The sequence below is a fragment of the Nitratireductor sp. OM-1 genome, assembly GCF_003296175.1.
Lineage (GTDB): Bacteria > Pseudomonadota > Alphaproteobacteria > Rhizobiales > Rhizobiaceae > Nitratireductor > Nitratireductor aquimarinus.
The window spans coordinates 2229936-2255016 of the sequence record NZ_CP029208.1 but is presented as its reverse complement, the minus strand read 5'-3'; the positions used below and the strand labels follow the sequence as shown (position 1 = coordinate 2255016).

At 62.6% G+C, this 25081-nt stretch carries 25 protein-coding genes; 6 read left to right on the top strand and 19 right to left on the bottom strand.

The window, feature by feature from the left end:
* Positions 1-36 precede the first annotated feature (36 nt).
* Positions 37-2850: an EAL domain-containing protein gene (locus DEJ54_RS10600; protein ID WP_113156216.1), complete on the top strand. Its 2814-nt coding sequence runs from the start codon at positions 37-39 to the stop codon at positions 2848-2850.
* Positions 2851-2977: 127 nt separating this feature from the next.
* Here the strand turns inward: DEJ54_RS10600 and DEJ54_RS10595 are convergent, their stop codons facing one another.
* Positions 2978-3559 carry a YqgE/AlgH family protein gene (locus tag DEJ54_RS10595; RefSeq protein WP_113154537.1) on the bottom strand — a complete coding sequence of 194 codons (582 nt, stop codon included), beginning with the start codon at positions 3557-3559 and terminating at the stop codon, positions 2978-2980.
* 175 nt (positions 3560-3734) lie between these two features.
* Between DEJ54_RS10595 and DEJ54_RS10590 the strand changes: the two genes are divergently transcribed.
* Positions 3735-4532: a protein-disulfide reductase DsbD domain-containing protein gene (locus DEJ54_RS10590; protein ID WP_113154536.1), complete on the top strand. Its 798-nt coding sequence runs from the start codon at positions 3735-3737 to the stop codon at positions 4530-4532.
* Positions 4533-4568: 36 nt separating this feature from the next.
* On the top strand, positions 4569-5066 hold the full coding sequence (locus DEJ54_RS10585) for a peroxiredoxin (RefSeq protein ID WP_113154535.1): 498 nt from the start codon (positions 4569-4571) through the stop codon (positions 5064-5066).
* A gap of 74 nt (positions 5067-5140) precedes the next feature.
* Here the strand turns inward: DEJ54_RS10585 and rnhA are convergent, their stop codons facing one another.
* From rnhA to coxB, 11 genes are all read right to left on the bottom strand, one after another.
* Positions 5141-5587, bottom strand: a complete 447-nt coding sequence (rnhA, locus tag DEJ54_RS10580) for a ribonuclease HI (RefSeq protein ID WP_113154534.1) — start codon at positions 5585-5587, stop codon at positions 5141-5143.
* Entirely contained in the window at positions 5584-6552 is a 969-nt protein-coding gene (locus DEJ54_RS10575; RefSeq protein ID WP_113154533.1) for a homoserine kinase, read from the bottom strand. The genes rnhA and DEJ54_RS10575 overlap by 4 nt, the downstream gene beginning before the upstream one ends.
* 2 nt (positions 6553-6554) lie before the next feature.
* Positions 6555-7568, bottom strand: a complete 1014-nt coding sequence (gene ispH / locus DEJ54_RS10570; RefSeq protein WP_113154532.1) for a 4-hydroxy-3-methylbut-2-enyl diphosphate reductase — start codon at positions 7566-7568, stop codon at positions 6555-6557.
* A gap of 49 nt (positions 7569-7617) precedes the next feature.
* Positions 7618-8331 (bottom strand): SURF1 family protein, encoded by a 714-nt coding sequence (locus DEJ54_RS10565; RefSeq protein WP_245447494.1) that lies wholly within the window; start codon positions 8329-8331, stop codon positions 7618-7620.
* Between the two features lie 38 nt (positions 8332-8369).
* Positions 8370-8786, bottom strand: coding sequence for a DUF983 domain-containing protein (locus tag DEJ54_RS10560; RefSeq protein WP_113154530.1), 417 nt, complete (start codon positions 8784-8786; stop codon positions 8370-8372).
* 198 nt (positions 8787-8984) lie between these two features.
* Positions 8985-9869, bottom strand: a complete 885-nt coding sequence (locus DEJ54_RS10555) for a cytochrome c oxidase subunit 3 (protein WP_113154529.1) — start codon at positions 9867-9869, stop codon at positions 8985-8987.
* A 1-nt stretch (position 9870) separates the two neighbouring features.
* Entirely contained in the window at positions 9871-10485 is a 615-nt protein-coding gene (locus tag DEJ54_RS10550) for a cytochrome c oxidase assembly protein (protein ID WP_113154528.1), read from the bottom strand.
* Positions 10486-10492: 7 nt separating this feature from the next.
* On the bottom strand, positions 10493-10648 hold the full coding sequence (locus tag DEJ54_RS23355; RefSeq protein ID WP_204360791.1) for a hypothetical protein: 156 nt from the start codon (positions 10646-10648) through the stop codon (positions 10493-10495).
* Positions 10649-10658: 10 nt separating this feature from the next.
* Entirely contained in the window at positions 10659-11597 is a 939-nt protein-coding gene (locus DEJ54_RS10545) for a heme o synthase (protein WP_113154527.1), read from the bottom strand.
* An 86-nt stretch (positions 11598-11683) separates the two neighbouring features.
* Entirely contained in the window at positions 11684-13336 is a 1653-nt protein-coding gene (ctaD, locus tag DEJ54_RS10540; RefSeq protein ID WP_113154526.1) for a cytochrome c oxidase subunit I, read from the bottom strand.
* Between the two features lie 38 nt (positions 13337-13374).
* Positions 13375-14235, bottom strand: coding sequence for a cytochrome c oxidase subunit II (gene coxB / locus DEJ54_RS10535; RefSeq protein WP_162742254.1), 861 nt, complete (start codon positions 14233-14235; stop codon positions 13375-13377).
* A 395-nt stretch (positions 14236-14630) separates the two neighbouring features.
* Between coxB and DEJ54_RS10525 the strand changes: the two genes are divergently transcribed.
* The 3 genes from DEJ54_RS10525 (at position 14631) to DEJ54_RS10515 (ending at position 17316) form a co-directional block, all read left to right on the top strand.
* Positions 14631-15101, top strand: coding sequence for an invasion associated locus B family protein (locus DEJ54_RS10525; protein ID WP_224873325.1), 471 nt, complete (start codon positions 14631-14633; stop codon positions 15099-15101).
* Positions 15102-15196: 95 nt separating this feature from the next.
* Complete coding sequence (tldD, locus tag DEJ54_RS10520; protein WP_113154522.1) at positions 15197-16615, top strand: metalloprotease TldD; 1419 nt, start codon at positions 15197-15199, stop codon at positions 16613-16615.
* Between the two features lie 2 nt (positions 16616-16617).
* Positions 16618-17316, top strand: a complete 699-nt coding sequence (locus DEJ54_RS10515; RefSeq protein WP_371685875.1) for an NAD-dependent deacylase — start codon at positions 16618-16620, stop codon at positions 17314-17316.
* Between the two features lie 31 nt (positions 17317-17347).
* Here DEJ54_RS10515 and DEJ54_RS10510 read toward each other — a convergent pair whose 3' ends face one another.
* The 7 genes from DEJ54_RS10510 to aroC all read right to left on the bottom strand — a co-directional run bounded on the left by DEJ54_RS10510 (position 17348) and on the right by aroC (position 25030).
* On the bottom strand, positions 17348-18589 hold the full coding sequence (locus DEJ54_RS10510) for a class I SAM-dependent RNA methyltransferase (RefSeq protein WP_113154521.1): 1242 nt from the start codon (positions 18587-18589) through the stop codon (positions 17348-17350).
* Positions 18586-19320, bottom strand: coding sequence for a TlyA family RNA methyltransferase (locus tag DEJ54_RS10505; protein ID WP_113154520.1), 735 nt, complete (start codon positions 19318-19320; stop codon positions 18586-18588). The genes DEJ54_RS10510 and DEJ54_RS10505 overlap by 4 nt, the downstream gene beginning before the upstream one ends.
* A 78-nt stretch (positions 19321-19398) precedes the next feature.
* Positions 19399-21315, bottom strand: a complete 1917-nt coding sequence (gene dxs, locus DEJ54_RS10500; RefSeq protein WP_113156214.1) for a 1-deoxy-D-xylulose-5-phosphate synthase — start codon at positions 21313-21315, stop codon at positions 19399-19401.
* Positions 21316-21491: 176 nt separating this feature from the next.
* Positions 21492-21743 (bottom strand): exodeoxyribonuclease VII small subunit, encoded by a 252-nt coding sequence (locus tag DEJ54_RS10495; protein ID WP_113154519.1) that lies wholly within the window; start codon positions 21741-21743, stop codon positions 21492-21494.
* Positions 21744-21746: 3 nt separating this feature from the next.
* Positions 21747-22673 (bottom strand): histone deacetylase family protein, encoded by a 927-nt coding sequence (locus DEJ54_RS10490; RefSeq protein WP_113156213.1) that lies wholly within the window; start codon positions 22671-22673, stop codon positions 21747-21749.
* A gap of 141 nt (positions 22674-22814) precedes the next feature.
* Positions 22815-23918, bottom strand: coding sequence for a 3,4-dihydroxy-2-butanone-4-phosphate synthase (gene ribB, locus DEJ54_RS10485; protein ID WP_113154518.1), 1104 nt, complete (start codon positions 23916-23918; stop codon positions 22815-22817).
* An 11-nt stretch (positions 23919-23929) separates the two neighbouring features.
* On the bottom strand, positions 23930-25030 hold the full coding sequence (gene aroC, locus DEJ54_RS10480) for a chorismate synthase (RefSeq protein ID WP_113156212.1): 1101 nt from the start codon (positions 25028-25030) through the stop codon (positions 23930-23932).
* Positions 25031-25081 lie beyond the last annotated feature (51 nt).

The window sequence follows — 25081 nt, the reverse complement described above, 5'->3', positions numbered from 1 at the left end:
GCCGCCATTGTCATCGCTCTTGTGTCCTCAATCGGCATGGCGCACGCCATCGAGCCGATCAAGATTGCACGCGATGACGTGGCGCTCGACCTGTCGGGCGCGGTGGAGATCTATCGTGGTCAGGGCGAAGCGTTTCAGGTGTCCACGGCGCCGGATGTCGATGGCATTGTGCGACGCATCGAGGTGGAAGCCCAGGATGAGCGCTCCACCGGCGACTGGGCGGTCTTTGCGCTCGCCAACACGACGGATCAGCAGCTCGACCGCCTGATTGTCGCCCCGCATTTCCGTCTGGTCGGCTCCGGCCTCATCTGGCCCGATCTCGGCTCCCAGCGCATCGCGGCGATCACGCCAAGTTCCGGCTTCACGCTCGACCGTCAGGAAAGTGCCGATGCCGATGAATTCCGAGTCACGCTCAACCCCGGTTCGGTCGTCACCTTCGTCGCCGAGCTTTCCTCCCCGAACCTGCCACAGATCTATCTTTGGGATCCCGGCGCATACAAGGACACGGTGAACGCCTACACGCTGTTCCGCGGCATCGTCCTTGGCATTGCAGGTCTGCTGGCCCTCTTCCTCACCATCCTGTTCGTGGTAAAGGGCACCTCGATGTTCCCGGCCACCGCAGCGCTCGCCTGGGCGGTCCTGGCCTATATCTCCATCGATTTCGGCTTCCTGAGCAAGGTCATCGAGATCACGCCCGGCAATGAGCAGATCTGGCGCGCCAGCACCGAAGTCGGCCTTGCCGCCACGCTGGTCATCTTCCTCTTCGCCTATCTCAACCTCAATCGCTGGCACGACCATTTCAGCTACGGCCTGCTCGCCTGGGTTCTGGGGCTCGGCATCATTGCCGGTTTCGCCATCATCGATCCCGCCGCCGCCGCCGGCATCGCGCGCATCTCCTTTGCGGCCACCGCCGTGGTCGGTCTCGGCATCATCGTCTATCTCAGCATTCAGGGTTATGACCGCGCCATCATGCTGGTGCCAAGCTGGGTGATGATCATCGCCTGGATGGTCGCCTCCTGGATGGCCATAACGGGCGTCCTCGACAACGACATCGTGCAGCCGGCCATCGGCGGCGGCCTGATCCTGATCATCCTTCTCATCGGCTTCACGGTCATGCAGCACGCCTTTGCCGGCGGTGCGCTCTTCCAGGGCCTGTTCAGCGACATGGAGCGCCAGGCGCTCGCCATTTCCGGTTCCGGCGACGTGGTCTGGGACTGGGACGTTTCGCGCGACCGCATCATCACCCGGCCCGATGTCAGCCGCCAGCTCGGCCTGCCCGTGGGCGCGCTTCACGGCCCTGCCCGCGACTGGCTGTCGAACCTGCACACCGAAGACCGCGACACGTTCCGCACCACACTCGACGTGGTTCTGGAGCAGCGCCGCGGCCGCATCTCGCAGAGCTTCCGCCTGCGCGGCGCGGATGGTCACTATCACTGGTTCGATCTGCGCGCCCGCCCCGTGATCGGCTCTGATGGCGAGGTCATCCGCTGCGTCGGCACCATGGTCGACGTGACCGAACAGAAGAAGGCGGAAGAGCGCCTCCTGCACGACGCCGTCCACGACAATCTGACGGGCCTGCCCAGCCGCGAACTGTTCCTGAACCGGCTCGACGCGATCATCTCCATCGCACGCACCGAACAGCAGGTGCGCCCCACCGTCTTCGTCATCGACATCGACCGCTTCAAGCAGGTCAATGACGAGCTTGGCATCTCGGTCGGCGACACGATCCTGCTCACCATCGCGCGCCGGCTCCATCGCCTGCTCAAGCCGCGCGATTCGCTGTGCCGTCTTTCCGGCGATCAGTTCGCCATGATCCTTCTGTCCGAGCAGGAGCCCGCGCGCATCGCCGCCGTTGCCGATGCGGTGAAACAGGCGATCCGCACGCCGGTCACCTTCGCCCGCCGCGAAATCGTGCTCACTTCCTCCATCGGCCTGATTTCCTGGACTGCCACGCAGGAGTCGGCTGAGGAAATGCTGAAGGACGCCGAGCTGGCCATGTATCAGGCCAAGCGGTTTGGCGGCGACCGCATCGAACCGTTCCGCCCGGCATTCCGCTCCATCGACAACAATCGCCTGCGCATGGAATCGGACCTGCGCCGCGCCATAGAGCGCTCCGAGCTCAAGCTCGTCTATCAGCCGATCATCCGCCTTGAAGACCGTTCCATTGCGGGCTTTGAAGCGCTCCTGCGCTGGGATCACCCCCGCCGTGGCGCCATTTCTCCCTCGGACTTCATTCCGATTGCCGAAAGTTCAGGCCTGATCGTTCAGCTTGGCCACTTCGCAATGCAGAAATCGGCAGAAGACCTCTATCGCTGGCAGAAGCAGTTCAGGGACACGCCGCTCTTCGTCTCGGTCAATCTTTCAAGCCGCCAGCTCATCCGGCGCGATCTTGTCGGCGACGTCCGTTCCGTCATCGCGCGCTCCGGCATCCGGCCGGAAGGCTTCCGGCTCGAACTCACCGAATCGATCGTCATGGACAATCCCGAGCAATCCGCCCATGTGCTCCAGAAGCTCAGGAAAATCGGCATCGGCCTGTCGCTGGACGACTTCGGAACCGGGTATTCCTCCCTCTCCTATCTCTCCAGCTTCCCGTTCGACACGATCAAGATCGACCGCCGCTTCCTGGAAGATCACAGCCCCCGTGGGCTCGTTCTCGTCCGTTCCATGGTGCGCATGGCGCAGGAGCTTGAGCTCTCGGTCGTCGCCGAAGGCGTGGTCGACGAGCAGGACGCAGCACAGCTTGCGGAAATGGGATGCGATTACGCGCAGAGCTTCATCTTCGGCGAGCCCGCAGATGCAGAAGCCACCGACAAGCTCCTCTTCGAGCACACGACTGCTGCAAGGTCATAAGGCGAAACATGCGCCTCAAGAGAGCGACAAACGCCCTCCTTCCCGGGCTTCATGCATAAGCCCGGGATGACCCGGTATGAAACGGGCGGCGACCCGCCCGGCAATTTTCATGAAACGATGAGCCGCTTCAGGCGTGGCCTGCCACTTGGCTCAGATTGGCCGCATCGACACCGATCGTGGCGAGAACGCCTTCATATTTGTGCTCGAGATCACCTTCGAAAACGAGCTGTGGCGTGGCCGGACATGTGAGCCAGCCATTCTCGCCGATCTCCATCTCAAGCTGGCCTGCGCCCCATCCGGCATAGCCGAGCGCCATCAGCGCGTGGCGCGGCCCCTGCCCGAGCGAAATGGCCCGCAGCATGTCGACCGTCGCGGTCAGGCAGATGCTTTCGGAAACGGGCATGGAGGATTCCACAACATAGTCATCCGTATGGAGAACGAAACCGCGGCTGCGGTCGACAGGACCGCCATTGCGCACCGGCATGTCGCGCGCTTCCTGCGGAAGCCGGATGGCTTCGGATTGCTCCAGAATGCCGAGCTGCACCAGAATGTCTGGAAAGGCGAGCTGCTGTGGCTGATTGATGATCAGCCCCATCGCGCCTTCCTCGCTATGGGCGCACAGATAGATGACTGCGCGCGCAAAACGCTCGTCGCGCATGCCCGGCATCGCGATCAGGAAGTGGTTTTCCAGATACGGAAGTCCCGTCATTCCCTTGCTATACCCTTGGATTTCACCCTAAATTTCCATGCAGACAGCCTAGCGCGTTTTCATGAAGCTTGAAAGGCGGATGTATTCCCGGACCGGCCCAGCGCTCACGCATTTATGATGCCAGTGCGCGTAAGCGTGTGTTGCCGCCCGAACCGCGCCGCTGCACTCTTCATCCATGATTCGACACATCGCGCTCGCATTGCCCCTGTTTCTGGCTACGCCTGCCCTCTCCGCTTCCAGCCAGTGGCAGCAGAGCGAGGGCGGGGCCGTGCGCATCGTCACCAGCGGCCTGCCCGACGCCGGGGGGCGTCTCAAAGGCGCGCTGGAGATCGAACTCAAGCCCGGCTGGAAGACTTACTGGCGCAACCCCGGTGCGGCGGGCATCCCGCCGCAGCTTGATGTTTCGCGCAGCACCCATGTCACCGCAGTCGACATGCAGTTTCCGCCGCCACAGCGCATTCAGGACGGCGATGTGACATGGGCGGGCTACAAACACTCGGTATCGCTCCCCGTCACCTTCACGATGGACCGGCCGGACGCCGTGGCGCTGATCGACGCTGACGTGTTTCTGGGCATCTGCGAAACGATCTGCATTCCCTTTCAGGCGTCTTTCCTGTTCGATCCCGGAGCAGATGCCGATAACGCCGCCGACGCGCTCGCAGTTGAGCGCGCCTTTGCACACCTGCCGGACCCTGCCGGCGCGGGCTTCGGGATAACGCATATCAGCCGCAGTGCCGACGCGCTGACCCTGACCGCCAGCCTGCCTGAAGGTGCACAGTCTCCTCTTCTTTTCATCGACCACAGCCTGTCGCGCCATCTGGGCGCGCCGAAGCTCGCAGAACAAAAGAATGAGACGGCAAACTTCGTTGTTGAAATATTCGATGACGCAGGCGGGAAACTTGAAGGCAGCGCTCTTATATATACGCTGACGGCCGGCGAGAAAGCCGTCACGGGGGAATCCGAAATCCCCTAAAACAATTTGATTTTAAACGTTTTTCAGGAGTCCCAGATGAAAGTATCGGTTGGCGATCGCATTCCCGAGATCACCTTCAAGAAGGTTGAGGGAGATGGCGCGACGGATGTCGCAACGCCTGATTTCTTCGCCGGTCGCAGGATCGTCGTCTTCGGCGTTCCGGGTGCCTTCACTCCGACCTGCAGCAACAGCCATCTGCCGGGCTTCGTCGAGAACGGCGATGCAATCCGTTCGCGCGGCGCGGACGACATTGCCGTTGTCTCGGTCAATGACGCGTTCGTCATGAAGGCCTGGGCGGGCTTCACCGGCGCGCAGGACAAGATCACCTTCATCGCCGATGGCAATGGCGATTTCACCAAGGCGCTCGGCCTCGACATCGACCTGTCGGTCGCCGGTCTTGGCAGCCGCTCCAAGCGCTACTCGATGATTGTCGAAGACGGCGTGGTGAAAACCATCAATGTCGAGGAAAATCCCGGCGAGGCCGAGACCAGCGGCGCCGCCCGTATCCTTGAACAGCTTCAGGCCTGGTACTGAATGGAAAAGGCCGGTCGAGACATCTCGGCCGGCCTTTTTGCGTCAATGGGCGCCTGCCCGCAGCGCTTCGCGCCTCAGCGGCGGTTCTTCTTGAACGGCTCCATGCCGGCCCGCGCCAGTGCGTCGGCGCGCTCGTTCTCGGGGTGGCCCGCATGGCCCTTCACCCAGTGCCATTTGATCTGGTGGCGGCGGCGCGCCTCGTCCAGCGCCTGCCAGAGCTCGGCATTCTTCACCGGCTTCTTGGCAGCCGTTTTCCAGCCATTGCGCTTCCAGCCCTCGATCCAGCCGGAAATGCCGTCGCGGACATAAACACTGTCCGTGTAGAGATCGACGTCGCAGGGCCGCTTGAGCGCACTCAGCGCCTCGATGGCTGCCTGAAGCTCCATCCGGTTGTTCGTGGTCTCGGCTTCGCCGCCCGACAGTTCCTTTTCCGTGCCGTTGAAGCGCAGCAGCGCGCCCCAGCCGCCCGGCCCCGGATTTCCCGAGCAGGCTCCGTCGGTGTAAATTTCCACGCTTGTCACTTTATGCCGATCCCATATTCCGAAGGTGAGCTGATTTGCCGGTGGAAGCGCAGACGGCGCACATATTCCATCGGGTCGCGCTTGTTCACCAGCGCGCCGTCAGGGATCGTCAGCCAGTCATAGAGCCGCGTCAGCATGAAGCGCAGCGCCGAACCGCGCGCCAGAAGCGGCAGCGCCGCAATCTCGGCCTGCTCCAGCGGCCGCACGGACTGATAGCCCTCGAGCAGCGCCGTCCCCTTGGTCAGATTGTAGGAACCATCCGCCTCAAAGCACCATGCATTCAGGCAGGTGGCGATGTCATAGGCCAGGAGATCATTGCAGGCGAAATAGAAATCGATGATGCCCGACACCTCGTCGCCAAGGAAGAACACATTGTCGGGAAAGAGATCGGCATGGATGATGCCGGTGGGCAGGTCCTGCGGCCAGCCTGCCGTCAGAGCGGCCAGATCGGCCTCCACTTCGGACACCAGCCCCGGCTCCACTTCGTCGGCGCGCGGCTTTGCCTTCTCCCAGAGCGGACGCCAGTCGCCCACCGTCAGCGCATTGGGCCGCGTCAGCTCAAAGCCCTGCCCGGCGAGATGCATGCCGGCCATCGCCTTGCCCACTTCGCGGCAGTGCCTTGGCGCGGGCTTCCGCAGCCACATCCCTTCCAGAAAGGTGATCAGCGCAGCAGGCCGTTCGGCAATCTCGCTCACCACCACGCCATCGCGCCGGTGCACCGGCAGCGGGCAGTTCACGCCATTCTGCGCCAGATGCTCCATCAGCCCCAGAAAGAACGGCAGGTCCGAGCGCTCCACCCGCCGCTCATAAAGCGTCAGGATGAAAGCCGCCTTCGACGTGTGCAGCATGTAGTTGGAGTTTTCCGACCCCTCGGCAATGCCCTTGTAGGAGAGCAGGTCACCGACGTCGTATTCCTTCAGGAGCGCACCGAGTTCGAGTTCGGTAATATCCGTATAGACTGCCATGCTTATGCGTTGCCGTTCACAAAGGCCATGTCGGCGCTGGTCAATTCCACGTCCCTGATGGCGCGCATGACGGGGAAATTCTCCGTCTCCTCGGCCGTGATCGCGAGCTCGACATTGATGTCGAAGCGCTCGCCGAACGCATCGATGATTTCGTTGACGATGATCTCGGGGGCCGAAGCGCCAGCCGAAAGGCCGAGCACGCGAATACCGCCCACCTCGTCCCACGGGATCTCGGACGCGCGCTGTACCAGCAGCGAGCGCTTTGCGCCGGCGCGCTCCGCCACTTCCACCAGACGGCGCGAATTGGAGGAGTTCGGCGCGCCAACGACCAGAAACAGGTCCGCCCCCGGCGCAGCCTTCTTCACCGCCTCCTGGCGGTTCGTGGTGGCGTAGCAGATGGATTCGGCTGCCGGTGCATGCAGATCCGGAAAACGCTCTTCAAGCGCCTTCAGAATGTCCGCCGTATCCTCCACCGAAAGCGTCGTCTGGCTCACGAAGCCAAGCTCCACCCCTTCCGGGCGCACCAGCGCGTTCGCGCCTTCCACGGTTTCCACCAGCGTCACCGTGCCTTCCGGCAGCTGCCCCATCGTGCCGATCACCTCGGGATGGCCCGCATGGCCGATCAGAAGCACGTGCCGGCCAAGCCGGTGGTGCCGCATGGCCTGCTTGTGCACCTTGGAAACGAGCGGGCACGTGGCGTCGAGATAGAACAGGTTGCGGTTCTGCGCATCGGCGGGCACCGATTTCGGCACGCCATGCGCGGAGAACACGACCGGGCTGTCGCGGTGTTCCTCGGGGATCTCGTTCAGCTCTTCGATGAACACGGCGCCGCGTTCCTGCAGGCCCTCCACCACATAGCGATTGTGCACGATCTCGTGGCGCACATAGACCGGAGCCCCGTATTTCTTCAGGGCCAGAACAACGATCTGGATAGCGCGGTCAACGCCCGCGCAGAAACCACGCGGACCGCAAAGCCGCACCGTCAGCTTCTGTTTTGTCATATCGGCAGCCGTCATCTGTCTTCCCCTTGCTCGGGCCGGAATTGGCGGTGTCAGGCGGTCAATGTCAAGAGCGCCGGCGATTTCTCCGCCACCAGACAGACAGCACCCCGCAAAGCGCCACCGCCAGCCCGTACCAGGTGATCGCATATTGCAGATGGCTGTTGGGAAGGTCGATGCGCGTCACGCCGCCCACGGGCAGACCGCCGGGATTGGGCGAATCATCGGCATCCATATAAAATGGCAGCACGCGCGAGGCCTCGGGCAACCCGGCCGTTGTCGCCATTGCCTTCAGATCCTTCCAGTAGAAGATGTTCTTGGCTTCGTCATTCTCGGGAACGATGAAGGACGGCTTTTCCTCAATGCCGTTGCGCGCCAGTCCGGCAACCCGCACACCGCCGACCACCTGCCCTTCGGCGCGTGCCTCGGCGTCCTTGCGGTCGAACGGAACGAACCCGCGATTGACGAAGATGAAGCGGCCATCGTCAAGCTTCAGCGGCGTGTGGACGAAATAGCCCGACTGCCCCTTCCAGGTCGCAAAATAATGGCGCTCGCCCGTGTGCCGGAACGCCCCCTCCACCTGGAGCGGGCGGTATTCCACATCGCCGCTCTCGGCATAGATCCGCTCCATGCTCTCCAGATCGACGGGATCAGCATTGATCCGCTCTTCGATCTGCGCGATCAGCGCTTCCTTCCAGTAGAGCCGTTGCACCTGCCAGGTGCCGAGCGCCAGAAGACAGGCAAGCACCACAAGGCTCAGCAGAAGCAGAAGCCAGGTCATGCCAGACCGGCGGGATGCAGTCGTTTCCGATGCGGCCATTACTGGTCCAGCTCTCCCTGAGCAGCCTTGTTGCGGTATTGCAGTGCGATCAGCAGCCCTTTCATGAGCCGCAGCGCCGTCAGGCACAGAACGATCGCCAGCGGGATCCACAGAAGGAAATGCACCCAGAGCGACGGTCCGAGCGAAACCTCCATCCAGAGCGCCAGCCCGACGATGAGAAAGCCGATGATCAGAATGACGAACACGGCCGGTCCATCGCCGGCATCGGCAAAGCTGTAATCCAGACCGCAATTGTGGCACCCGCGCCCCACGGTCAGAAAGCCGGAGAAGAGCCGCCCTTCCCCGCACCGCGGACACCGTCCGCCAAGCCCCGCACTCACGGGATCGACCGGTGGCCAGATGGCCTTGTCGACGACAGGTTCGTCGCCACGCTCATTGTTCTCAGGCACCGTCATTCACATCCAATCCGGATTGCAGCCACGCCCCATCGCGGATGGGCGTTTGATAAAGCCGCTTAACACAGTCGGCCCGGTCGGGTCGACGCCTCGCCCTGTCGCAGCGCGAAGGGTTCCACCGCTACAGGCAAATTGCGCCCCAAAAAAGAAAACGGCCGGGTCTCCCCGGCCGTTTCCATGTTCCCCCACTGGGCGGGATTACATATGTGCGATCGTCGCGCCCGAAGAGGCCCAGACATAGATGAAGACGAAGAGGAACAGCCAGACAACGTCAACGAAGTGCCAGTACCAGGCAGCCGCCTCGAAAGCGAAGTGGCGCTCGGGCGAGAAGTCGCCGGCCATTGCGCGCAGCAGGCACACCAGCAGGAAGATCGTGCCGATGAACACGTGGAAGCCGTGGAAGCCGGTCGCCATGTAGAAGGTCGCGCCGTAGATGGAATCGGCGAAAGCGAACGGTGCGTGCATGTACTCGTAGATCTGCACGGCGGAGAAGAGAACGCCGAGCGCAACGGTCAGCGCCAGACCCCAGATCAGGCCCTTGCGGTCATTCTCGAGCAGGGCGTGGTGCGCCCAGGTCGCCGTCGTGCCGGAGAGCAGCAGAATGATCGTGTTGTACAGCGGCAGGTGGAAGGGATCGAGAACCTCGACGCCGACGGGCGGCCAGGTTCCGCCGGTGAATTCGGCGCGCGTCTCCTGTACCAGCTCGCCCGGGAACAGGCTGGCGTCGAAGAACGCCCAGAACCATGCCACGAAGAACATCAGCTCCGAAGCGATGAACATGATCATGCCGTAGCGCAGGTGAAGCGCCACAACACGCGTGTGATGGCCCTCGCGGCCCTCCTGGATCGTGTCCGCCCACCACGAATACATGGTGAAGAGCACGATGAAGAGGCCGATCAGGAACAGCCAGTAATTGCTTGCGGCGAGATCGAAGCCGAAGATCGTGAAATCGGTCCCGTTCAGGGCCTTCATCCAGGCGATGCCGCCGATGGACATGACCAGGGCGCCCAGCGAACCCAAGAAGGGCCACGGGCTGGGATCGATGATGTGATAGTCATGATGTTTTGCGTGCGCGTCGGCCATGTCAGCCCCCGAGATTTTCGTTCTGATTGGTGTTTGTTTTGGGCGCGGCAACGACCGGCGCCTTCTTCTCAAGCGGGAAGAATGTGTAGGAAAGCGTAATTGTTTTAAGGTCTTTAAGTTCGGGCACGTTGACGATCTCCGGGTCGACAAAGAACACGACCGGCATGTCATAGGACTCGCCGGGTTGCAACTCCTGTTCGGTAAAGCAGAAGCACTCAACCTTGTTGAAATAAGCGCCCGCCTGCGGTGGCGACACATTGAACGTCGCCGTGCCCCAGGTGGGGTAGTCAGCCAGATTGCGCGAAACGTAGGAAATCTGCTTCGTTTCGCCCAGACGCAGCGTGATGTCGCGCTGCACCGGTTTGAACTCCCACGGCACACCATTGGTGTTTGCGTCGAAACGCACCGTGATCGTCCGGTCCAGAATGGTGTCGGAATACTGCTCGACGCGCTGCGTCGTGCCCCCGTAGCCCGTCACCTGACAGAAAAGCTGGTAGAGCGGCACGGCTGCGTAGGCCATGCCCACCATGCCGCCAACGACCGCGCAGCATACGATCGCTGCCGTGCGGTTGCGGTTGCCCGCCTTCTTTTCCCGGTCTGTGGTTTCGCTGCTCATGTCACACCTACATGCCGCGCTCGAACAGACCGGGGCCGATCTTGGCCAGGCTGCCGATATACACGATGACGACGAAAGCAGCGAGCGCAATGGCAAGCGCGACGGAGCGCTTGCGGCGCGCCTTAAGCTGAGCTTCGGTCGGTTTGACGAAATCCTTGTCCATCAAAGCCACCTCAGAAAACCAGGCCGAGGCTGACAAGCAGCCGGTCGACCAGAAGTGCCGTAAACAGCACGAAAAGATACAGGAGCGAGTAGCCGAACAGCGCCTTGGCGGGCTTCATGGCCGTGTCGCTCTCCGGCATCCGCAGCACCTGCCAAGAATACCACACAAAGCCCACACCCAGAACGGCAGCCACGACCCCGTAGACGAGGGTCGCAAAGCCGGCGACCACCGGCAGGAGACCGCTCACGGCCAGAAGCAGGGCGTAAATAAAGATCTGTTTCTTGGTCGCCGCATGTCCCGCAACATTGGGCAGCATGGGAATGCCCGCCCGCTCATAGTCACCGGACTTGAACAGGGCCAGCGCCCAGAAATGCGGCGGCGTCCAGAGGAAGATGATGAGGAAAAGCACGAGGCTTTCCATGCTGACCGTACCGGTCACGGCAGCCCAGCCTACAACCGGCGGCAGCGCGCCTGCAGCGCCACCGATGACGATGTTCTGCGGCGTCGAGCGCTTCAGCCACATCGTGTAGACCACGGCATAGAAGAAAATCGTGAAGGCCAGCAGCGCCGCTGCCGTCCAGTTGGCCATCAGGCCGAGCGTGGCCACCGAAAACGCGGAGAGCACCAGACCGAAGCCAAGCGCCTCGCCTGCTGTCACGCGGCCGGCCGGAACCGGGCGGCGCGCGGTGCGCCCCATGACGGCGTCGATATCGGCGTCGTACCACATGTTCAGCGCGCCAGATGCCCCGGCTCCAACCGCGATTGCGGCGATGGAAATCACGGCCAGCAGCGGGTTGGTAACGCCCGGCGCCATGGCCAGGCCGACAAAGGCGGTGAACACCACAAGGGACATGACGCGCGGCTTCAACAGCGCAATGAAATCGCCCGGCGCCGCCTCGGAAAGGCGGTAAGCCGTGTCTTCCATCTGCTCTTGGTCAACCAGCGCCATGTCGTGCCCTTGTTTCATTAATTCGGCTGCGCGGCCCGTCTCTGCGGAAGGCCGCGCAGCCTTTACCCGTTACGAACTGCCTGCGATCAGCGGATCTTCGGCAGCTGCTCCCACTGGTGGAACGGCGGCGGCGAAGAAAGCTGCCACTCGAGCGTCGTTGCGCCCTCGCCCCACGGATTGGCGCCAGCCGGACGCTTCTTGGCGAATGCCTCGAACACGCCGTACAGGAACACCAGGACACCCACGAAAGAGATGTAGGAGCCGTAGGAGGAAACCAGGTTCCAGCCCGCGAACGCATCCGGGTAGTCGATGTAGCGGCGCGGCATGCCGGCCAGACCCAGGAAGTGCTGCGGGAAGAAGATGATGTTCACGCCAATGAAGGTGATCCAGAAGTGGATGCGGGCGATGAACGAGTTGTACATGTAGCCGGTCATCTTCGGGAACCAGTAGTACCAGGCCGCGAAGATCGCGAACACGGCGCCCATGGACAGCACGTAATGGAAGTGTGCGACCACGTAGTAGGTGTCGTGCATGGCCCGGTCCAGACCGGCATTGGCGAGCTGAACGCCCGTCACGCCGCCGATGGTGAACAGGAAGATGAAGGCGATTGCCCAGATCATCGGCGTGCGGAACTCGATGGAGCCGCCCCACATGGTGGCAACCCACGAGAAGATCTTCACGCCGGTTGGCACCGCGATGACCATCGTTGCGAACACGAAGTAACGCTGCGTGTCGAGCGACAGGCCGGTCGTGTACATGTGGTGTGCCCACACGATGAAGCCGACTGCGCCGATGGCGACCATGGCGTAGGCCATGCCGAGGTAACCGAAGATCGGCTTCTTCGAGAAGGTCGACACGATGTGGCTGACGATGCCGAAGCCGGGCAGGATCAGAATGTACACTTCCGGGTGACCGAAGAACCAGAACAGGTGCTGGAACAGGATCGGGTCGCCGCCGCCCTCAGGCGCGAAGAAGGTCGTGCCGAAGTTGCGGTCCGTCAGAAGCATGGTGATGCCGCCGGCCAGAACCGGGAGCGACAGGAGCAGCAGGAAGGCGGTGATCAGCACCGACCAGGCAAACAGCGGCATCTTGTGCAGCGTCATGCCCGGAGCGCGCATGTTGAAGATCGTGGTGATGAAGTTGATCGCACCGAGGATCGACGAAGCACCGGCAATGTGGATCGACAGAATGGCGAGGTCCATTGCCGGTCCGGGCTGACCGGAGGTCGAAAGCGGCGGATAGATCGTCCAGCCGCCACCGGTGCCGTAAGCGCCGGCCGGGCCCTGAACGAAGAGCGACATCATCAACAGAATGAAGGCCGGGGGCAGAAGCCAGAACGAGATGTTGTTCATGCGCGGGAACGCCATGTCAGGCGCACCGATCATGATCGGGATCATCCAGTTGGCGAAGCCGCCGATCAGCGCCGGCATGACCATGAAGAAGATCATGACGAGGCCGTGCGCGGTGGTGAACACATTGTACATGTGCTTGCCGGCGTCGATGGCTGCATCGCCTTCGTAGCCGTAGACCATCGCGGCAAGACCGTGGAAGATCTGAATGCCCGGCTCAGCCAGTTCCCAGCGCATCATAACGGACAGGAAGCCGCCGACGACGCCTGCGAAGATGGCGAAGATCAGGTAGAGCGTACCGATGTCCTTGTGGTTGGTGGAGTAAACCCACCGGGTCCATCCGGTTGGCTTGTGTTCGCCATGGGCGTCTTGGGTTGTAGCGCCTGCCATTTCCTACCGCTCCATTTCCTCTCTGGACGTCTGCCGGCTCATTCGCCTGCAGACGCAACTTTCGTATTGCCCTCGACTGCAGCCATCAGCGCCTTATTGGCGCCGGCGAGATCCTCGCCTGCTGCTGCAACCCAGGTGTCATATTGGTCTTGCGCCACGACGCGGATGGCGATCGGCATGTAGGCATGGTCCTTGCCGCAAAGCTCGGAACACTGACCGTAATAAAGGCCTTCTTTTTCAGCCTTGAACCAGGTCTCGTTGATACGGCCGGGAACCGCATCGACCTTGACGCCAAAGGCCGGCATGGCGAAGGCGTGGATCACGTCGCTGGCCGTCACGAGAACGCGAACGGTGGTGTCCACCGGAACGACGATCTCATTGTCGACTGCCAGAAGACGCGGATATTCCGCCTTGTCTTCCTTGCCTGCCGAAGCGCGCTCGTCTTCTTTCAGCATCAGCGAGCTGAAGGAAAGCGGCTCTTCGAGCTGGTATTCGTAATCCCAGTACCACTGGACGCCGGTCGCCTTGATGGTGATGGCCGGCTCTTCTTTGGGCGTGTACTGCGCCGTCAGAAGCTGGAAGGACGGGACCGCGAGGAACAGGAGCACGATCACGGGGCCGACGGTCCAGACGACCTCGATCAGCGTGTTGTGGCTGGTCCGCGACGGCGTCGGATTGGCTTTTGCGCGGAAACGCACAATGCACCAGGCCAGCAGCAGCGTGACAAGGATGGTGATCGGCACGATGAACCACAGAGTGTATTCCTCGAACCAGGTGATCTCCCGCATGATGCCGGTGGCGGCGGGTTGAAAGCGCATCTGCCAGGGCTCGGGTTGCGCAGCAACGGCGCCCGTGGCGAGAAACGGCAGAGTGGCAAGGCCAACAGCGATATTCTTCATAACCCTCGTCATCTCCCGTGGCGACACGGCAAAACCGACCGTTCGATTTTGCCGCAAAGGGAATTCTGGCTTTTTATAGGCGCGTTCAAAACATACTCTTATTTGAACCGCAAGGCGGGCGCGAAATGCCACGTGCGGCATTTTTGCACCCCCATCGGCAGGCTCATAGCGCCGTCCTTCATCAAAGTGCAATACCACAAAGCGTCCAAGCGTCCCATTTCCGTCGGAATCATACGCAATTGTTTTCTTTGTCCCCGCATAAACAGGTTATCCCAATCTTTGCTGACACAGTCCCTTTTCGCCAACTGCAAACGCAGGATAAATTGTCCTGATTCGTACGGGAGCCAGGAACAATGAGTATGTCCTTCCTCAAATGCGCCGCGGCAGCGCTCGCGATGACCGTCTTTCCCGTACTGGGCGCTCAGGCCCAGCAAAGCGGAACGGTGCGGTCCACCCATGGCGCGTGGTCTATCCTCTGCGACACGCCGGCCGGCGCTTCCAGCGAGCAGTGCGCCATGATGCAGAACGTGGTTGCCGAAGATCGTCCCGAGATGGGGCTTTCGGTCGTTGTTCTGCGCACCGCCGACGGAAAGGCGGAAATCCTGCGCGTTCTTGCGCCGCTTGGCGTCCTCCTTCCCAACGGGCTTGGCCTCAATGTGGACGGCAAGGACATCGGCCGGGCCTATTTCGTGCGCTGCTTCCAGGACGGCTGCTACGCCGAGGTCATCCTCGAGGATCAGCTCGTCGAGACCTTCAAGTCCGGTCAGTCGGCCACCTTCATCGTCTTCCAGACGCCGGAGGAAGGCATTGGCATTCCCGTCGATCTGAACGGTTTTGCCGCCGGTTTCGACGCCCTGCCGAAGTAATCTCACGACCGCCTGTCTGAACCGCTGCCGGATCACCACTGGATTGCACGCGCTCTCTTCCCTAAATGGAAGAGAGTTTCGACAGGATATTGTTCATGACCGCCAAATCGCTGCTTGATGCGTTCGACTGCTCGGCCGAACGACTCAAATCTCTCGTTTCCGACACGATCCGCGGCGCGGATGACGGGGAACTCTTTCTCGAATACCGGGAAGGAGAAGCGCTCGTCTTCGATGATGGTAGGCTGAAAACCGCCAATTTCAACACTGATCAGGGCTTTGGCCTGCGGGCCGTCGCCGGCGAGGCTTCGGGCTACGCGCATTCGAGCGAATTGTCGGAAGCGGCCCTGCGCCGCGCCGCCGATGCCGTTTCCACCGTCAAGGACGGTTATTCCGGAAAACTGGCCGCCGCCCCCGCCGGGACGAATCAGCGGCTTTACGGTGACGAAAATCCGATCGTTTCGCCCGGTTTCGAGGAAAAAGCGAAGCTTTTGCAGGAAATCGACGGCTGGTTGCGGGCAAAGGATCCGCGCGTGCGCCAGGTCTCTGCCTCGCTTGCCGCCTCCTGGCAGCATGTGGAAATTCTGCGCGCCGACGGCCAGATCGCCCGCGATGTCCGCCCCCTCGTCCGGGTCAATGTGTCTGTCATGGTCGGCGATGGCGACCGGCAGGAGACCGGCTCCTACGGCATGGGCGGACGCAAGAGCTTTGGCGAATTCCTTGCAGAAGATTCCTGGCAGTTCGCCGCCAGCGAGGCGCTGCGTCAGGCGCTCGTCAATCTTGAGGCCGTCCCCTCGCCTGCCGGCACGTTCGACATCGTGCTCGCCAATGGCTGGCCGGGCGTGATGCTGCACGAGGCCGTTGGCCACGGGCTCGAAGGCGACTTCAACCGCAAGAAAACCTCCGCTTTCGCCGGGCTTCTGGGCGAGCAGGTTGCCGCCCGTGGCGTGACCGTGGTGGATGACGGCACGATTTCGGAACGGCGCGGCTCCCTCACCATCGACGATGAAGGCACGCCCACCGGACGCAACGTGCTGATCGAGGACGGCAAGCTGGTCGGCTACATGCAGGACCGCCAGAACGCCCGCCTCATGGGCATGGCGGCCACCGGCAATGGCCGGCGCGAATCTTATGCGCATGAGCCCATGCCGCGCATGACCAACACCTACATGACCAGCGGCGACAAGACGCCCGAGGAAATCATCGCCTCTGTGAAAAAAGGCATCTACGCCGTTTCCTTCGGCGGTGGTCAGGTGGACATCACATCCGGCAAGTTCGTGTTCGGCTGCACCGAGGCCTACATGATCGAAGACGGCAAGGTGACCCAGCCGGTGAAGGGCGCCATGCTGATCGGCAATGGCCCGGACGCCATGCACCGCGTTTCCATGGTCGGCAACGACATGAGCCTCGACAATGGCATCGGCATGTGCGGCAAGGCCGGACAGGGCGTGCCCGTGGGCGTCGGCCAGCCGCATCTGCGTATGGACCAGATGACCGTGGGCGGCACGCAGACCTGATCATGTTCGAGCGCATCGTCATACTGACCGGCGCAGGCATTTCCGCCGAATCCGGCGTGGACACGTTCCGCGACAGGAACGGTCTGTGGTCGAAGATCGACTATCGCGACGTGGCAACGCCCGAGGGCTTCGCCGCCAATCCGGTTCTGGTGCATGATTTCTACAATATGCGCCGGCGCAGGATTGCCGAGCTTGAGCCCAACGATGCGCACCGCGCGCTCGCCCGGCTGGAACGCGAGTTCAAAGGCGAAGTGCTTCTCGTCACACAGAACATCGATGATCTGCATGAGCGGGCAGGCTCCACAAACCTGATCCACATGCATGGCGAACATCTGAGCGCGTTATGCGCCGATTGCGGGGTACGCACTGCCTGGCAGGGCGACATGTCGGTGGAGACGCCCTGCCCCGCCTGCGGCGCGGTCGGCCATATGCGCCCGGATGTCGTCTGGTTCGGCGAAATGCCCTATCAGATGGAACGCATCTACACTGCGCTTCGCGCCGCCGATCTCTTCATGTCCATCGGCACGTCGGGCAATGTCTATCCGGCTGCCCAGTTCGTTCAGGAAGCCGGCCGCTCCGGCGCGCACACGATCGAGCTCAATCTCGAGCCCTCCGACACGTTCGATGATTTCGACGAGGCGATCCACGGACCGGCAAGCCGCGTGGTGCCTTCCTATGTCGACATGCTCCTGAAGGGCTGATCAGCACATTTCGCGGTCAGGCGAAAACGCCTTACCGCCGCTGCGGCTTCTTTTCCAGAAGCGCCACCGCTTCCACATGCGGCGACCAGAGGAACTGGTCGATGGGCGTGACGCTGGTGACGCGATAGCCCCCCTCCACGAGGATCGCCAGATCCCGCGCCAGCGTGCCCGGATTGCACGACACCGCCGCAATGCGCCGCACGGTCGAGCGGGCAAGCTGCCGGCACTGGAACTCCGCACCCGCGCGGGGAGGATCGAAAACCAGCCCGTCGAAATTCGCCAGTTCCTTGACGAGAAGCGGACGGTGGAAGAGATCGCGCTTTTCCGCCTTCACCGGCTTGAGCGACGGCCATTGCCGTGCGGCATTGTCGAGTGCGGCAAGCGCGCCAGCATCGCCCTCGGCAGCGTAGACCCGCGCCTTCTGCGCAAGCCGCAGCGCAAACGTGCCGCTGCCGGCAAAGAGGTCGGCAACATGCTTGCAGCCTTCCAGATGCCCCGCCACGAGTGCGGCCATCGCGTTTTCCGCCTCGGCGGTCGCCTGCAGAAAGCCGGCCGGCGGAATGGCCACCGGCACACCGCCGAAGAGCACGGCCGGCTTGTTGCCTTCCACGATGATCTCGCCATCGGCGGACAGCCGCGAAACCTGTTTTGAGAGCGCCATGTCCACCACGGCCCGGCGCTGCTTTTCACCAAGCTTTCCTGCGCCCACAACCGCGATGTCGAGGCCGGACACCGTCTCGGTCACCGTCATGTGGAACGGTTTTGGCGTTGCGGCGATGGCCTTTGCCAGATCCCGCAAATCATCCAGCGCCCTCGTGATGCCGGGCGTGGCGACCGGGCATTCCTCGATCACGACGATGCGGTGCGTCTGCGCGGCGTTGAAGCCGAGCAGGATATCGGAGCCCAGACGCCGTGCGGTGAAGGTCACGCGGCGGCGCGTCTGCGGCGGACACGCGTCAAGCGGCTCCACCGCCACATCGATGCCGCGCGCCTGCAGCGCGCGCTCCACCTTGTCGCGCTTCCAGGCGCGATAGGCTTCCTGTTCCAGATGCTGCACCGCGCAGCCGCCACAATCGGCGAAATGACGGCACACGGGTTCGGCGCGTTCCGGTGCGGCCTGCTGGAGCTTCACCCTGCTGGCCCGCCCCTTGTGCACTTCGGCTTCCACCACTTCGCCCGGCAGCGCAAACGGCACATAGACGGGCCCGGACTTCGTGACCGCCACGCCATCGCCCTGTGCACCCAGATGATCAATCGTCAGAGTTTCGCTCATCGGCTCCTGCGCCCGGCCAAAAGAAATTCACGGTTTCCGTCTCCGCCCTCTATGGGCGACGGTGCAAGCCCCACGGCCTGCCAGCCGGCGTTCGTCCCCAGCCAATTCTCCAGATCCGCCGCTATTTCATCGGCCCGCGCCGGATCACGCAACAGGCCGCCCTTGCCGATGGCTTCCCGCCCCGCCTCGAACTGCGGCTTGACCAGAAAGACACCGTACGCGCCCGGCGCTGCCAGAGCGAGTGCCGGCGGCAGGGCAAGTTTCAGCGAAATGAAGCTCACATCCGACACCAGAAAATCCGGCGCGCGGCCATTCAGGTCTTCCGCCGTCAGATGCCTTGCATTCACGCCCTCGCGCGACGTGACACGCGGATCGCCCTCGATCCGGGCATCCATCTGCCCGCTGCCCACATCGATGGCCGTGACATGGGCCGCGCCGCGCTCCAGAAGCACCTGCGTGAAACCGCCGGTCGACGCGCCGATATCGAGCGCCTCGGCCCCTTTCGGATCGAAACCGAAGACCTCGAGGCCACGCAGGAGTTTTAACGCCGCGCGCGATACATAGGCGCTCGCCGGATCATCGACCCCGATCTCGACGGTTGGCGCGACCGTCTGGCCCGGCTTTTTCGCAGGCTTCCCGTCCACCATCACCGTGCCGCGCAGGATCGCATCGCGCGCGCGGGCGCGGCTGTCGAAAAATCCTCGCTCTACGAGAAACTGGTCGAGCCTCATCGGAGGGTCCTGCTGGAATTGCGCATTTGGGGTGCTTTACCCGCCTGCGGCGCGCCTGCCAACCAAAACCCGCCGTTTTCAGGCGCGCGCAGCGCTCTCCACCTGTTGGCCTAGAGCGGCAAACACGGTGCGCACGATGGCCGGGGCATCAAGGCCCGCATCCTCCACCATGCGCTCCGGCTTGGCGTGCCCGATAAAGCGGTCTGGCATGGCCATGGGCCGCACTTTCACACCGCTTTCGAGCAGACCTTCATGCGCCAGGAAATTGAGCACATGCGAACCGAAACCGCCGATGGAGCCTTCCTCGATGGTGATGAGAACCTCGTGCTCCTGCGCCAGCCGGCGAATCATCTCCGTGTCCAGCGGCTTGGCAAAGCGGGCGTCGGCCACGGTCGTTGAAAGACCGGCCGCGTCCAGCTCGTCCGCCGCCTTCATGCAGTCTTCAAGCCGGCCACCCAGCGAAAGAAGCGCCACCTTGGAGCCCTCGCGCATGATGCGCCCCTTGCCCAGTTCCAGCACCTCGCCGCGCTCTGGCATCTCGACGCCAATGCCATTGCCACGCGGATAGCGGAAGGCGATGGGGCCCTGATCATGTTCCACGGCGGTGCGCACCATGTGGCGCAACTCCGCTTCGTCCGCCGCCGCCATGACGACGAAATTCGGCAGGCTGGCCAGATAGGTGATGTCGAACGCGCCGCAATGGGTGGCGCCATCCGCCCCCACAAAGCCAGCGCGGTCAATGGCGAAGCGCACCGGCAGGTTTTGCAGCGCCACATCATGCACCACCTGGTCATAGGCGCGCTGGAGAAAGGTCGAGTAGATCGCCGCGAACGGGCGCAGCCCCTCCGTCGCCAGCCCGGCGGCAAAGGTCACCGCATGCTGCTCGGCAATGCCCACATCAAAAGTGCGTTCGGGAAACTCCTGCTCAAACAGGTCGAGCCCGGTGCCGGACGGCATCGCCGCCGTGACGGTGACGATCCGGTCGTCCTCGCGCGCTTCCTGAATGAGCGACTGGGCGAAAACCTTGGTGTAGCTCGGCGCGTTGGCGGGCGCCTTGGCCTGCGCGCCGGTGATGACGTCGAACTTGTTGACGCCATGATATTTGTCGGCGGCGGCTTCGGCGGGCGGGTAGCCCTTGCCCTTCTTCGTCACCACATGGATGAGCACCGGCCCCGTGCCATTGTCGCGCACATTCTTCAGCACCGGGATGAGGTGTTTGAGATTGTGCCCGTCGATGGGACCGATATGGAAGAACCCCATCTCCTCAAACAGCGTGCCGCCGGTCACATAGCCGCGCGCATGCTCCACCGCCCGGGTGATCGCGCGATCGACGCCCTCGCCCAGATAGGAGGTGAGTTTCTTGCCGAAATCGCGCACGCCCTGATAGGCCCGCCCGGAGGCCAGCCGCGCCAGATAGGCGCTCATCGCGCCCTGCGGCGGCGCAATCGACATGTCGTTGTCGTTGAGGATGACGATTAGCCGGGCGTCGAGCGCGCCGGCATTGTTCATCGCCTCATAGGCCATGCCCGCCGACATAGCGCCATCACCGATCACCGCGATCACATTGCGCTTTTCGCCCGCCAGCTCATGGGCGACGGCCATGCCGAGACCGGCGGAGATGGAGGTGGAGGAATGCGCGGTTCCGAACGGATCGTATTCGCTCTCCGAGCGCTTGGTGAAACCGTAGAGCCCGCCCTCCTGCCGCAGCGTGCGGATGCGGTCACGGCGCCCGGTGATGATCTTGTGCGGATAGGCCTGATGGCCCACATCCCAGATCAGCCGGTCATCGGGCGTGTCGAACACATAGTGCAGCGCCACGGTCAGCTCGACCACGCCGAGCCCTGCGCCCAGGTGCCCGCCGGTCCTGGAGACCACGTCGATCAGTTCGGCGCGCAGCTCGTCAGCAAGCTGAGGAAGCGCATCCTCGGAAAGGCGTTTGAGATCGGCGGGAATGCCGACCGTATCGAGAAGTGGAGTCTCGGGTGGCGATTTCACGCGCGTCACCTCGGCTGTTTGCATCGCTTCGACATAGGACGTCAGCTATCCAAAGTAAACGCAATGCGATGAAACAGTACAGTTTCAAAGGAGCATAATTTTTCATGGTGCAAATACAAAACAACCTCCGCACAAACAAATGTACAGAGGTTGCCGATATTTGGGATTTTCCGGACTCAGCTTTCGTCGAGTGGCTCGCTGCCGGCTGCCTGCCCTTCGCGTGAGAGGCGGATCTTCTCCACCTTGTCCTCGGCTGCCTTGAGCAGCTGGTCGCAGTGCTTCTTCAGCGCCTCGCCGCGCTCATAGATCCTGATCGACTGGTCGAGCGGCACGTCGCCGCGCTCGAGATCCTCAACGATCTTCTCCAGCGCCTCGAGCGCCTGCTCGAAGCTCATGCCCTTGATGTCGCTGTTGGCTTCTTCGGCCATCTCTCACCCCTTTAACAAGCGGCCGACATGCGCAGCGACCGACACGGAAAGTCCCTGCAGGTCGTACCCACCTTCAAGCAGGCTGACAAGGCGACCCTGTGACAAACGATCGGCCCGCTCCATCAGAACGCCCGTCGCCCAGTCAAAATCCTCAGCCTCCAGATTGATCTCGGCAAGCGGGTCGCGGCGGTGCGCGTCGAAGCCTGCGGAAATGATGATCAGATCGGGCGAAAACCGGTCGAGCGCCGGCAGAATGACCTTGTCGAACGCCTCGCGGAAAACCTCCGAACCGGAGCCGGCGGCAAGCGGCGCGTTGAAGATGTTGCCCGCCCCCGTTTCATGGGCCGCACCCGTTCCCGGGAAAAGCGGCATCTGGTGCGTGGAGCAGTAAAGAACGCTCGGATCGTCCCAGAAAATCTCCTGCGTGCCGTTTCCGTGATGCACGTCCCAGTCAACGATAGCGACACGCTCCGCGCCGTGCTTCTTCTGGGCATGGCGCGCGGCGATGGCCGCATTGTTGAACAGGCAGAACCCCATGGCGCGGTTCTTCTCGGCATGGTGGCCGGGCGGACGACCCGCCACGAACACATTGCCGGTATCGCCGGAAAACACGTCGTCCACGCCGGCCAGCGCGCCGCCGATGGCGGTCAGCGCCGCTTCAAAGCTCTTCGGACTGATGATCGTGTCTTCATCGATGCGCGCCATCCCCTCTTCGGGAATGTTCGCCTTCACCTTGTCGAGATGCTCCTGCGGATGTGCGTAGAGCACGGTCTCTTCATCGGCGAGCGGCGCTTCCAGCCGCTCCAGATAGGTGAAGGGCTCGTCGTCGAGCCGATCCACGATCACCCGTAATCGGTCCGCCCGCTCCGGGTGGCCGGGTGGTGTGATGTGCTCACGGCAGATCGAATGCGTGTAGAAACGGGTGTTCATGTCATAACTGTAATTGCCAAAGCATAACTTGGCCATGACAGGATTTCGCGCAGTGGTCGCATGTCAACAGGCTTTCACCCGGCCTTTTGGGCCGGATGGATGCTTTCATGCCCGCTTCCGCAGCCCCTGGGGCTGTTTTTCTTACATGATGTCGGTCGAAGCGATCTCGATACCGAAACCTTCAAGCCCCACATAATGGCGCTCGCGGGAGGCCATCAGCTTGATCGAGGAAATGCCCAGATCCTTCAGGATCTGCGCGCCAAGGCCAATCTCGCGCCACTCGCTCTCGCGCCGCAGGGCTTCGTCATGATCCTCGCGATCTTCGTTGCCGGCCGGACGGCGGCGGTTCTGATGGGCAACGCCAACCGACCCCTCGCGCAGATAGACCAGAACGCCACGGCCAAGGCCGTTCATGCGCTCCATGGCCTCGCGCAGACGCTCTTCCGTGCCGAACACATCCGTCACCACATCCTCGGTGTGAAGACGAACAGGAATGTCGACGCCGTCGCGAATGTCGCCGAAGACGATGGCGAGATGCTGCATGGCTTCCCAGGGAAGCGTGTAGGCATGGGCCTTTGCAGGGCCGCTCGGCGTGTCGATGTCAAAACTCGCCACCCGCTCCACCAGCGTTTCCTGACGCTGGCGATAGGCGATGAGATCGGCGACCGACACCTGCTTGAGGCCGTTCTTCTCGGCAAAGGCGGAGACCTGCGGCCCACGCATCACCGTGCCGTCATCATTGACCAGCTCGCAGATCACGCCAACGGGCGGCAGGCCGGCGAGCTTGCACAGATCGACAGCCGCTTCCGTATGGCCCGAGCGCATCAGCACCCCGCCCTCGCGCGCCACCAGCGGGAAAATGTGGCCCGGCCGCACAAAGTCGCCGGGGCCGACATTGGGGTTCGCCAGATTGCGCACGGTCAGCGTGCGGTCATCAGCCGAAATGCCGGTGGTCGTGCCATGTTTGAAATCGACGCTAACGGTGAAGGCCGTGGAATGCGGCGCATCGTTTTCGGCCACCATCGGCGTCAGGTTCAGCCGCCGCGCTTCGCCCTGCGGCATGGGTGCGCAGACGATGCCGGAGGTATGGCGCACGATGAAGGCCATGTTCTCGGGCGTGCAGTGCACGGCGGCGACAATCAGATCGCCCTCGTTCTCGCGCCCGTCATCATCCATGACGACAACGATCTCGCCCTTTTCAAAGGCGCGCAGGGCTTCAACGACCTTCTTCTGGTCATAGGGCATGGGAAAACTCCTCAGATGCGACCGGTCTGGCCACGGTGCCGCAGATAATGATCGGCGATTGCGCAGGCCACCATTGCCTCGGCAATCGGCACCGCGCGGATGCCCACACAGGGATCGTGCCGGCCCTTGGTCAGAACATCGACCTCATTGCCGTCCCTGTCGATGCTCTGGCGCGGCGTCAGGATCGACGAGGTCGGCTTGACGGCGAAGCGCGCCACGATGGGCTCACCGGTGGAGATGCCGCCCAGAATGCCGCCGGCATTGTTGCTCAGAAAGCGCGGGGTTCCGTCATTGCCCATGCGCATCTCGTCGGCGTTTTCCTCGCCGGTGATCCGCGCCGCCTCGAAACCATTGCCGATCTCCACGCCCTTCACGGCGTTGATCGACATCAGATTGGCGCAGATATCCTGATCGAGCTTGGCGTAGATTGGCGCGCCGAGACCGGCAGGCACGTCTTCCGCCACAACCTCGATCACCGCGCCCACCGACGAACCCGCCTTGCGGATGCCGTCGAGATATTCGGTGAACACCGGAACAGAGTTCGGGTCCGGAGTGAAGAAGGGATTGTCCGCATTGCCGATGAAATCCCAGTCCCAGTTGGCCCGGTCGATTTCCTTCTCGCCCATGGCGACAAGCGCTGCGCGCACATTCATGCCCGGCACGACCTTGCGGGCGAGCGCGCCTGCGGCAACCCGCGTCGCCGTCTCGCGCGCCGAAGAACGGCCACCGCCGCGATAGTCGCGCAGACCGTATTTCGTCTCGTAGGTGTAGTCCGCATGCCCCGGCCGGAAGCGCCTGGCGATCTCGCCATAATCCTTGGAGCGCTGGTCAACATTCTCGATCAGCATGGAGACCGGAGTGCCGGTGGTGATCAGCGTTTCGCCGTCCTCATCCGGCAGCACGCCCGACAGGATTTTCACCTGATCCGGCTCGCGGCGCTGGGTGACGAAACGCGACTGCCCCGGACGCCGCTTGTCGAGCTCGGCCTGGATCTCGGCCAGCGTGAAACGAATGCCGGGCGGGCAGCCATCGACCACGCAGCCTATGGCCGGGCCATGGCTCTCGCCCCAGGTGGTGACACGAAACAGATGACCGAATGTGTTGTGAGACATGAATGCAGGCTTCCAGAAAACAGACAGCCCGACCATCGAGCGCGTCCCCGA

What these genes read in the sequence shown, in the direction of transcription:
- DEJ54_RS10600 (WP_113156216.1), top strand. Translation starts at nt 37, where the DNA reads ATGGCGCACGCCATCGAGCCGATCAAGATTGCACGCGATGACGTGGCG.
- DEJ54_RS10595 (WP_113154537.1), bottom strand. Translation starts at nt 3,559, where the DNA reads ATGACGGGACTTCCGTATCTGGAAAACCACTTCCTGATCGCGATGCCG.
- DEJ54_RS10590 (WP_113154536.1), top strand. Translation starts at nt 3,735, where the DNA reads ATGATTCGACACATCGCGCTCGCATTGCCCCTGTTTCTGGCTACGCCT.
- DEJ54_RS10585 (WP_113154535.1), top strand. Translation starts at nt 4,569, where the DNA reads ATGAAAGTATCGGTTGGCGATCGCATTCCCGAGATCACCTTCAAGAAG.
- DEJ54_RS10575 (WP_113154533.1), bottom strand. Translation starts at nt 6,552, where the DNA reads ATGGCAGTCTATACGGATATTACCGAACTCGAACTCGGTGCGCTCCTG.
- ispH (WP_113154532.1), bottom strand. Translation starts at nt 7,568, where the DNA reads ATGACGGCTGCCGATATGACAAAACAGAAGCTGACGGTGCGGCTTTGC.
- DEJ54_RS10565 (WP_245447494.1), bottom strand. Translation starts at nt 8,331, where the DNA reads ATGACCTGGCTTCTGCTTCTGCTGAGCCTTGTGGTGCTTGCCTGTCTT.
- DEJ54_RS10560 (WP_113154530.1), bottom strand. Translation starts at nt 8,786, where the DNA reads ATGACGGTGCCTGAGAACAATGAGCGTGGCGACGAACCTGTCGTCGAC.
- DEJ54_RS10555 (WP_113154529.1), bottom strand. Translation starts at nt 9,869, where the DNA reads ATGGCCGACGCGCACGCAAAACATCATGACTATCACATCATCGATCCC.
- DEJ54_RS10550 (WP_113154528.1), bottom strand. Translation starts at nt 10,485, where the DNA reads ATGAGCAGCGAAACCACAGACCGGGAAAAGAAGGCGGGCAACCGCAAC.
- DEJ54_RS23355 (WP_204360791.1), bottom strand. Translation starts at nt 10,648, where the DNA reads ATGGACAAGGATTTCGTCAAACCGACCGAAGCTCAGCTTAAGGCGCGC.
- DEJ54_RS10545 (WP_113154527.1), bottom strand. Translation starts at nt 11,597, where the DNA reads ATGGCGCTGGTTGACCAAGAGCAGATGGAAGACACGGCTTACCGCCTT.
- ctaD (WP_113154526.1), bottom strand. Translation starts at nt 13,336, where the DNA reads ATGGCAGGCGCTACAACCCAAGACGCCCATGGCGAACACAAGCCAACC.
- coxB (WP_162742254.1), bottom strand. Translation starts at nt 14,235, where the DNA reads ATGAAGAATATCGCTGTTGGCCTTGCCACTCTGCCGTTTCTCGCCACG.
- DEJ54_RS10525 (WP_224873325.1), top strand. Translation starts at nt 14,631, where the DNA reads ATGACCGTCTTTCCCGTACTGGGCGCTCAGGCCCAGCAAAGCGGAACG.
- tldD (WP_113154522.1), top strand. Translation starts at nt 15,197, where the DNA reads ATGACCGCCAAATCGCTGCTTGATGCGTTCGACTGCTCGGCCGAACGA.
- DEJ54_RS10515 (WP_371685875.1), top strand. Translation starts at nt 16,618, where the DNA reads ATGTTCGAGCGCATCGTCATACTGACCGGCGCAGGCATTTCCGCCGAA.
- DEJ54_RS10510 (WP_113154521.1), bottom strand. Translation starts at nt 18,589, where the DNA reads ATGAGCGAAACTCTGACGATTGATCATCTGGGTGCACAGGGCGATGGC.
- DEJ54_RS10505 (WP_113154520.1), bottom strand. Translation starts at nt 19,320, where the DNA reads ATGAGGCTCGACCAGTTTCTCGTAGAGCGAGGATTTTTCGACAGCCGC.
- DEJ54_RS10495 (WP_113154519.1), bottom strand. Translation starts at nt 21,743, where the DNA reads ATGGCCGAAGAAGCCAACAGCGACATCAAGGGCATGAGCTTCGAGCAG.
- DEJ54_RS10490 (WP_113156213.1), bottom strand. Translation starts at nt 22,673, where the DNA reads ATGAACACCCGTTTCTACACGCATTCGATCTGCCGTGAGCACATCACA.
- ribB (WP_113154518.1), bottom strand. Translation starts at nt 23,918, where the DNA reads ATGCCCTATGACCAGAAGAAGGTCGTTGAAGCCCTGCGCGCCTTTGAA.
- aroC (WP_113156212.1), bottom strand. Translation starts at nt 25,030, where the DNA reads ATGTCTCACAACACATTCGGTCATCTGTTTCGTGTCACCACCTGGGGC.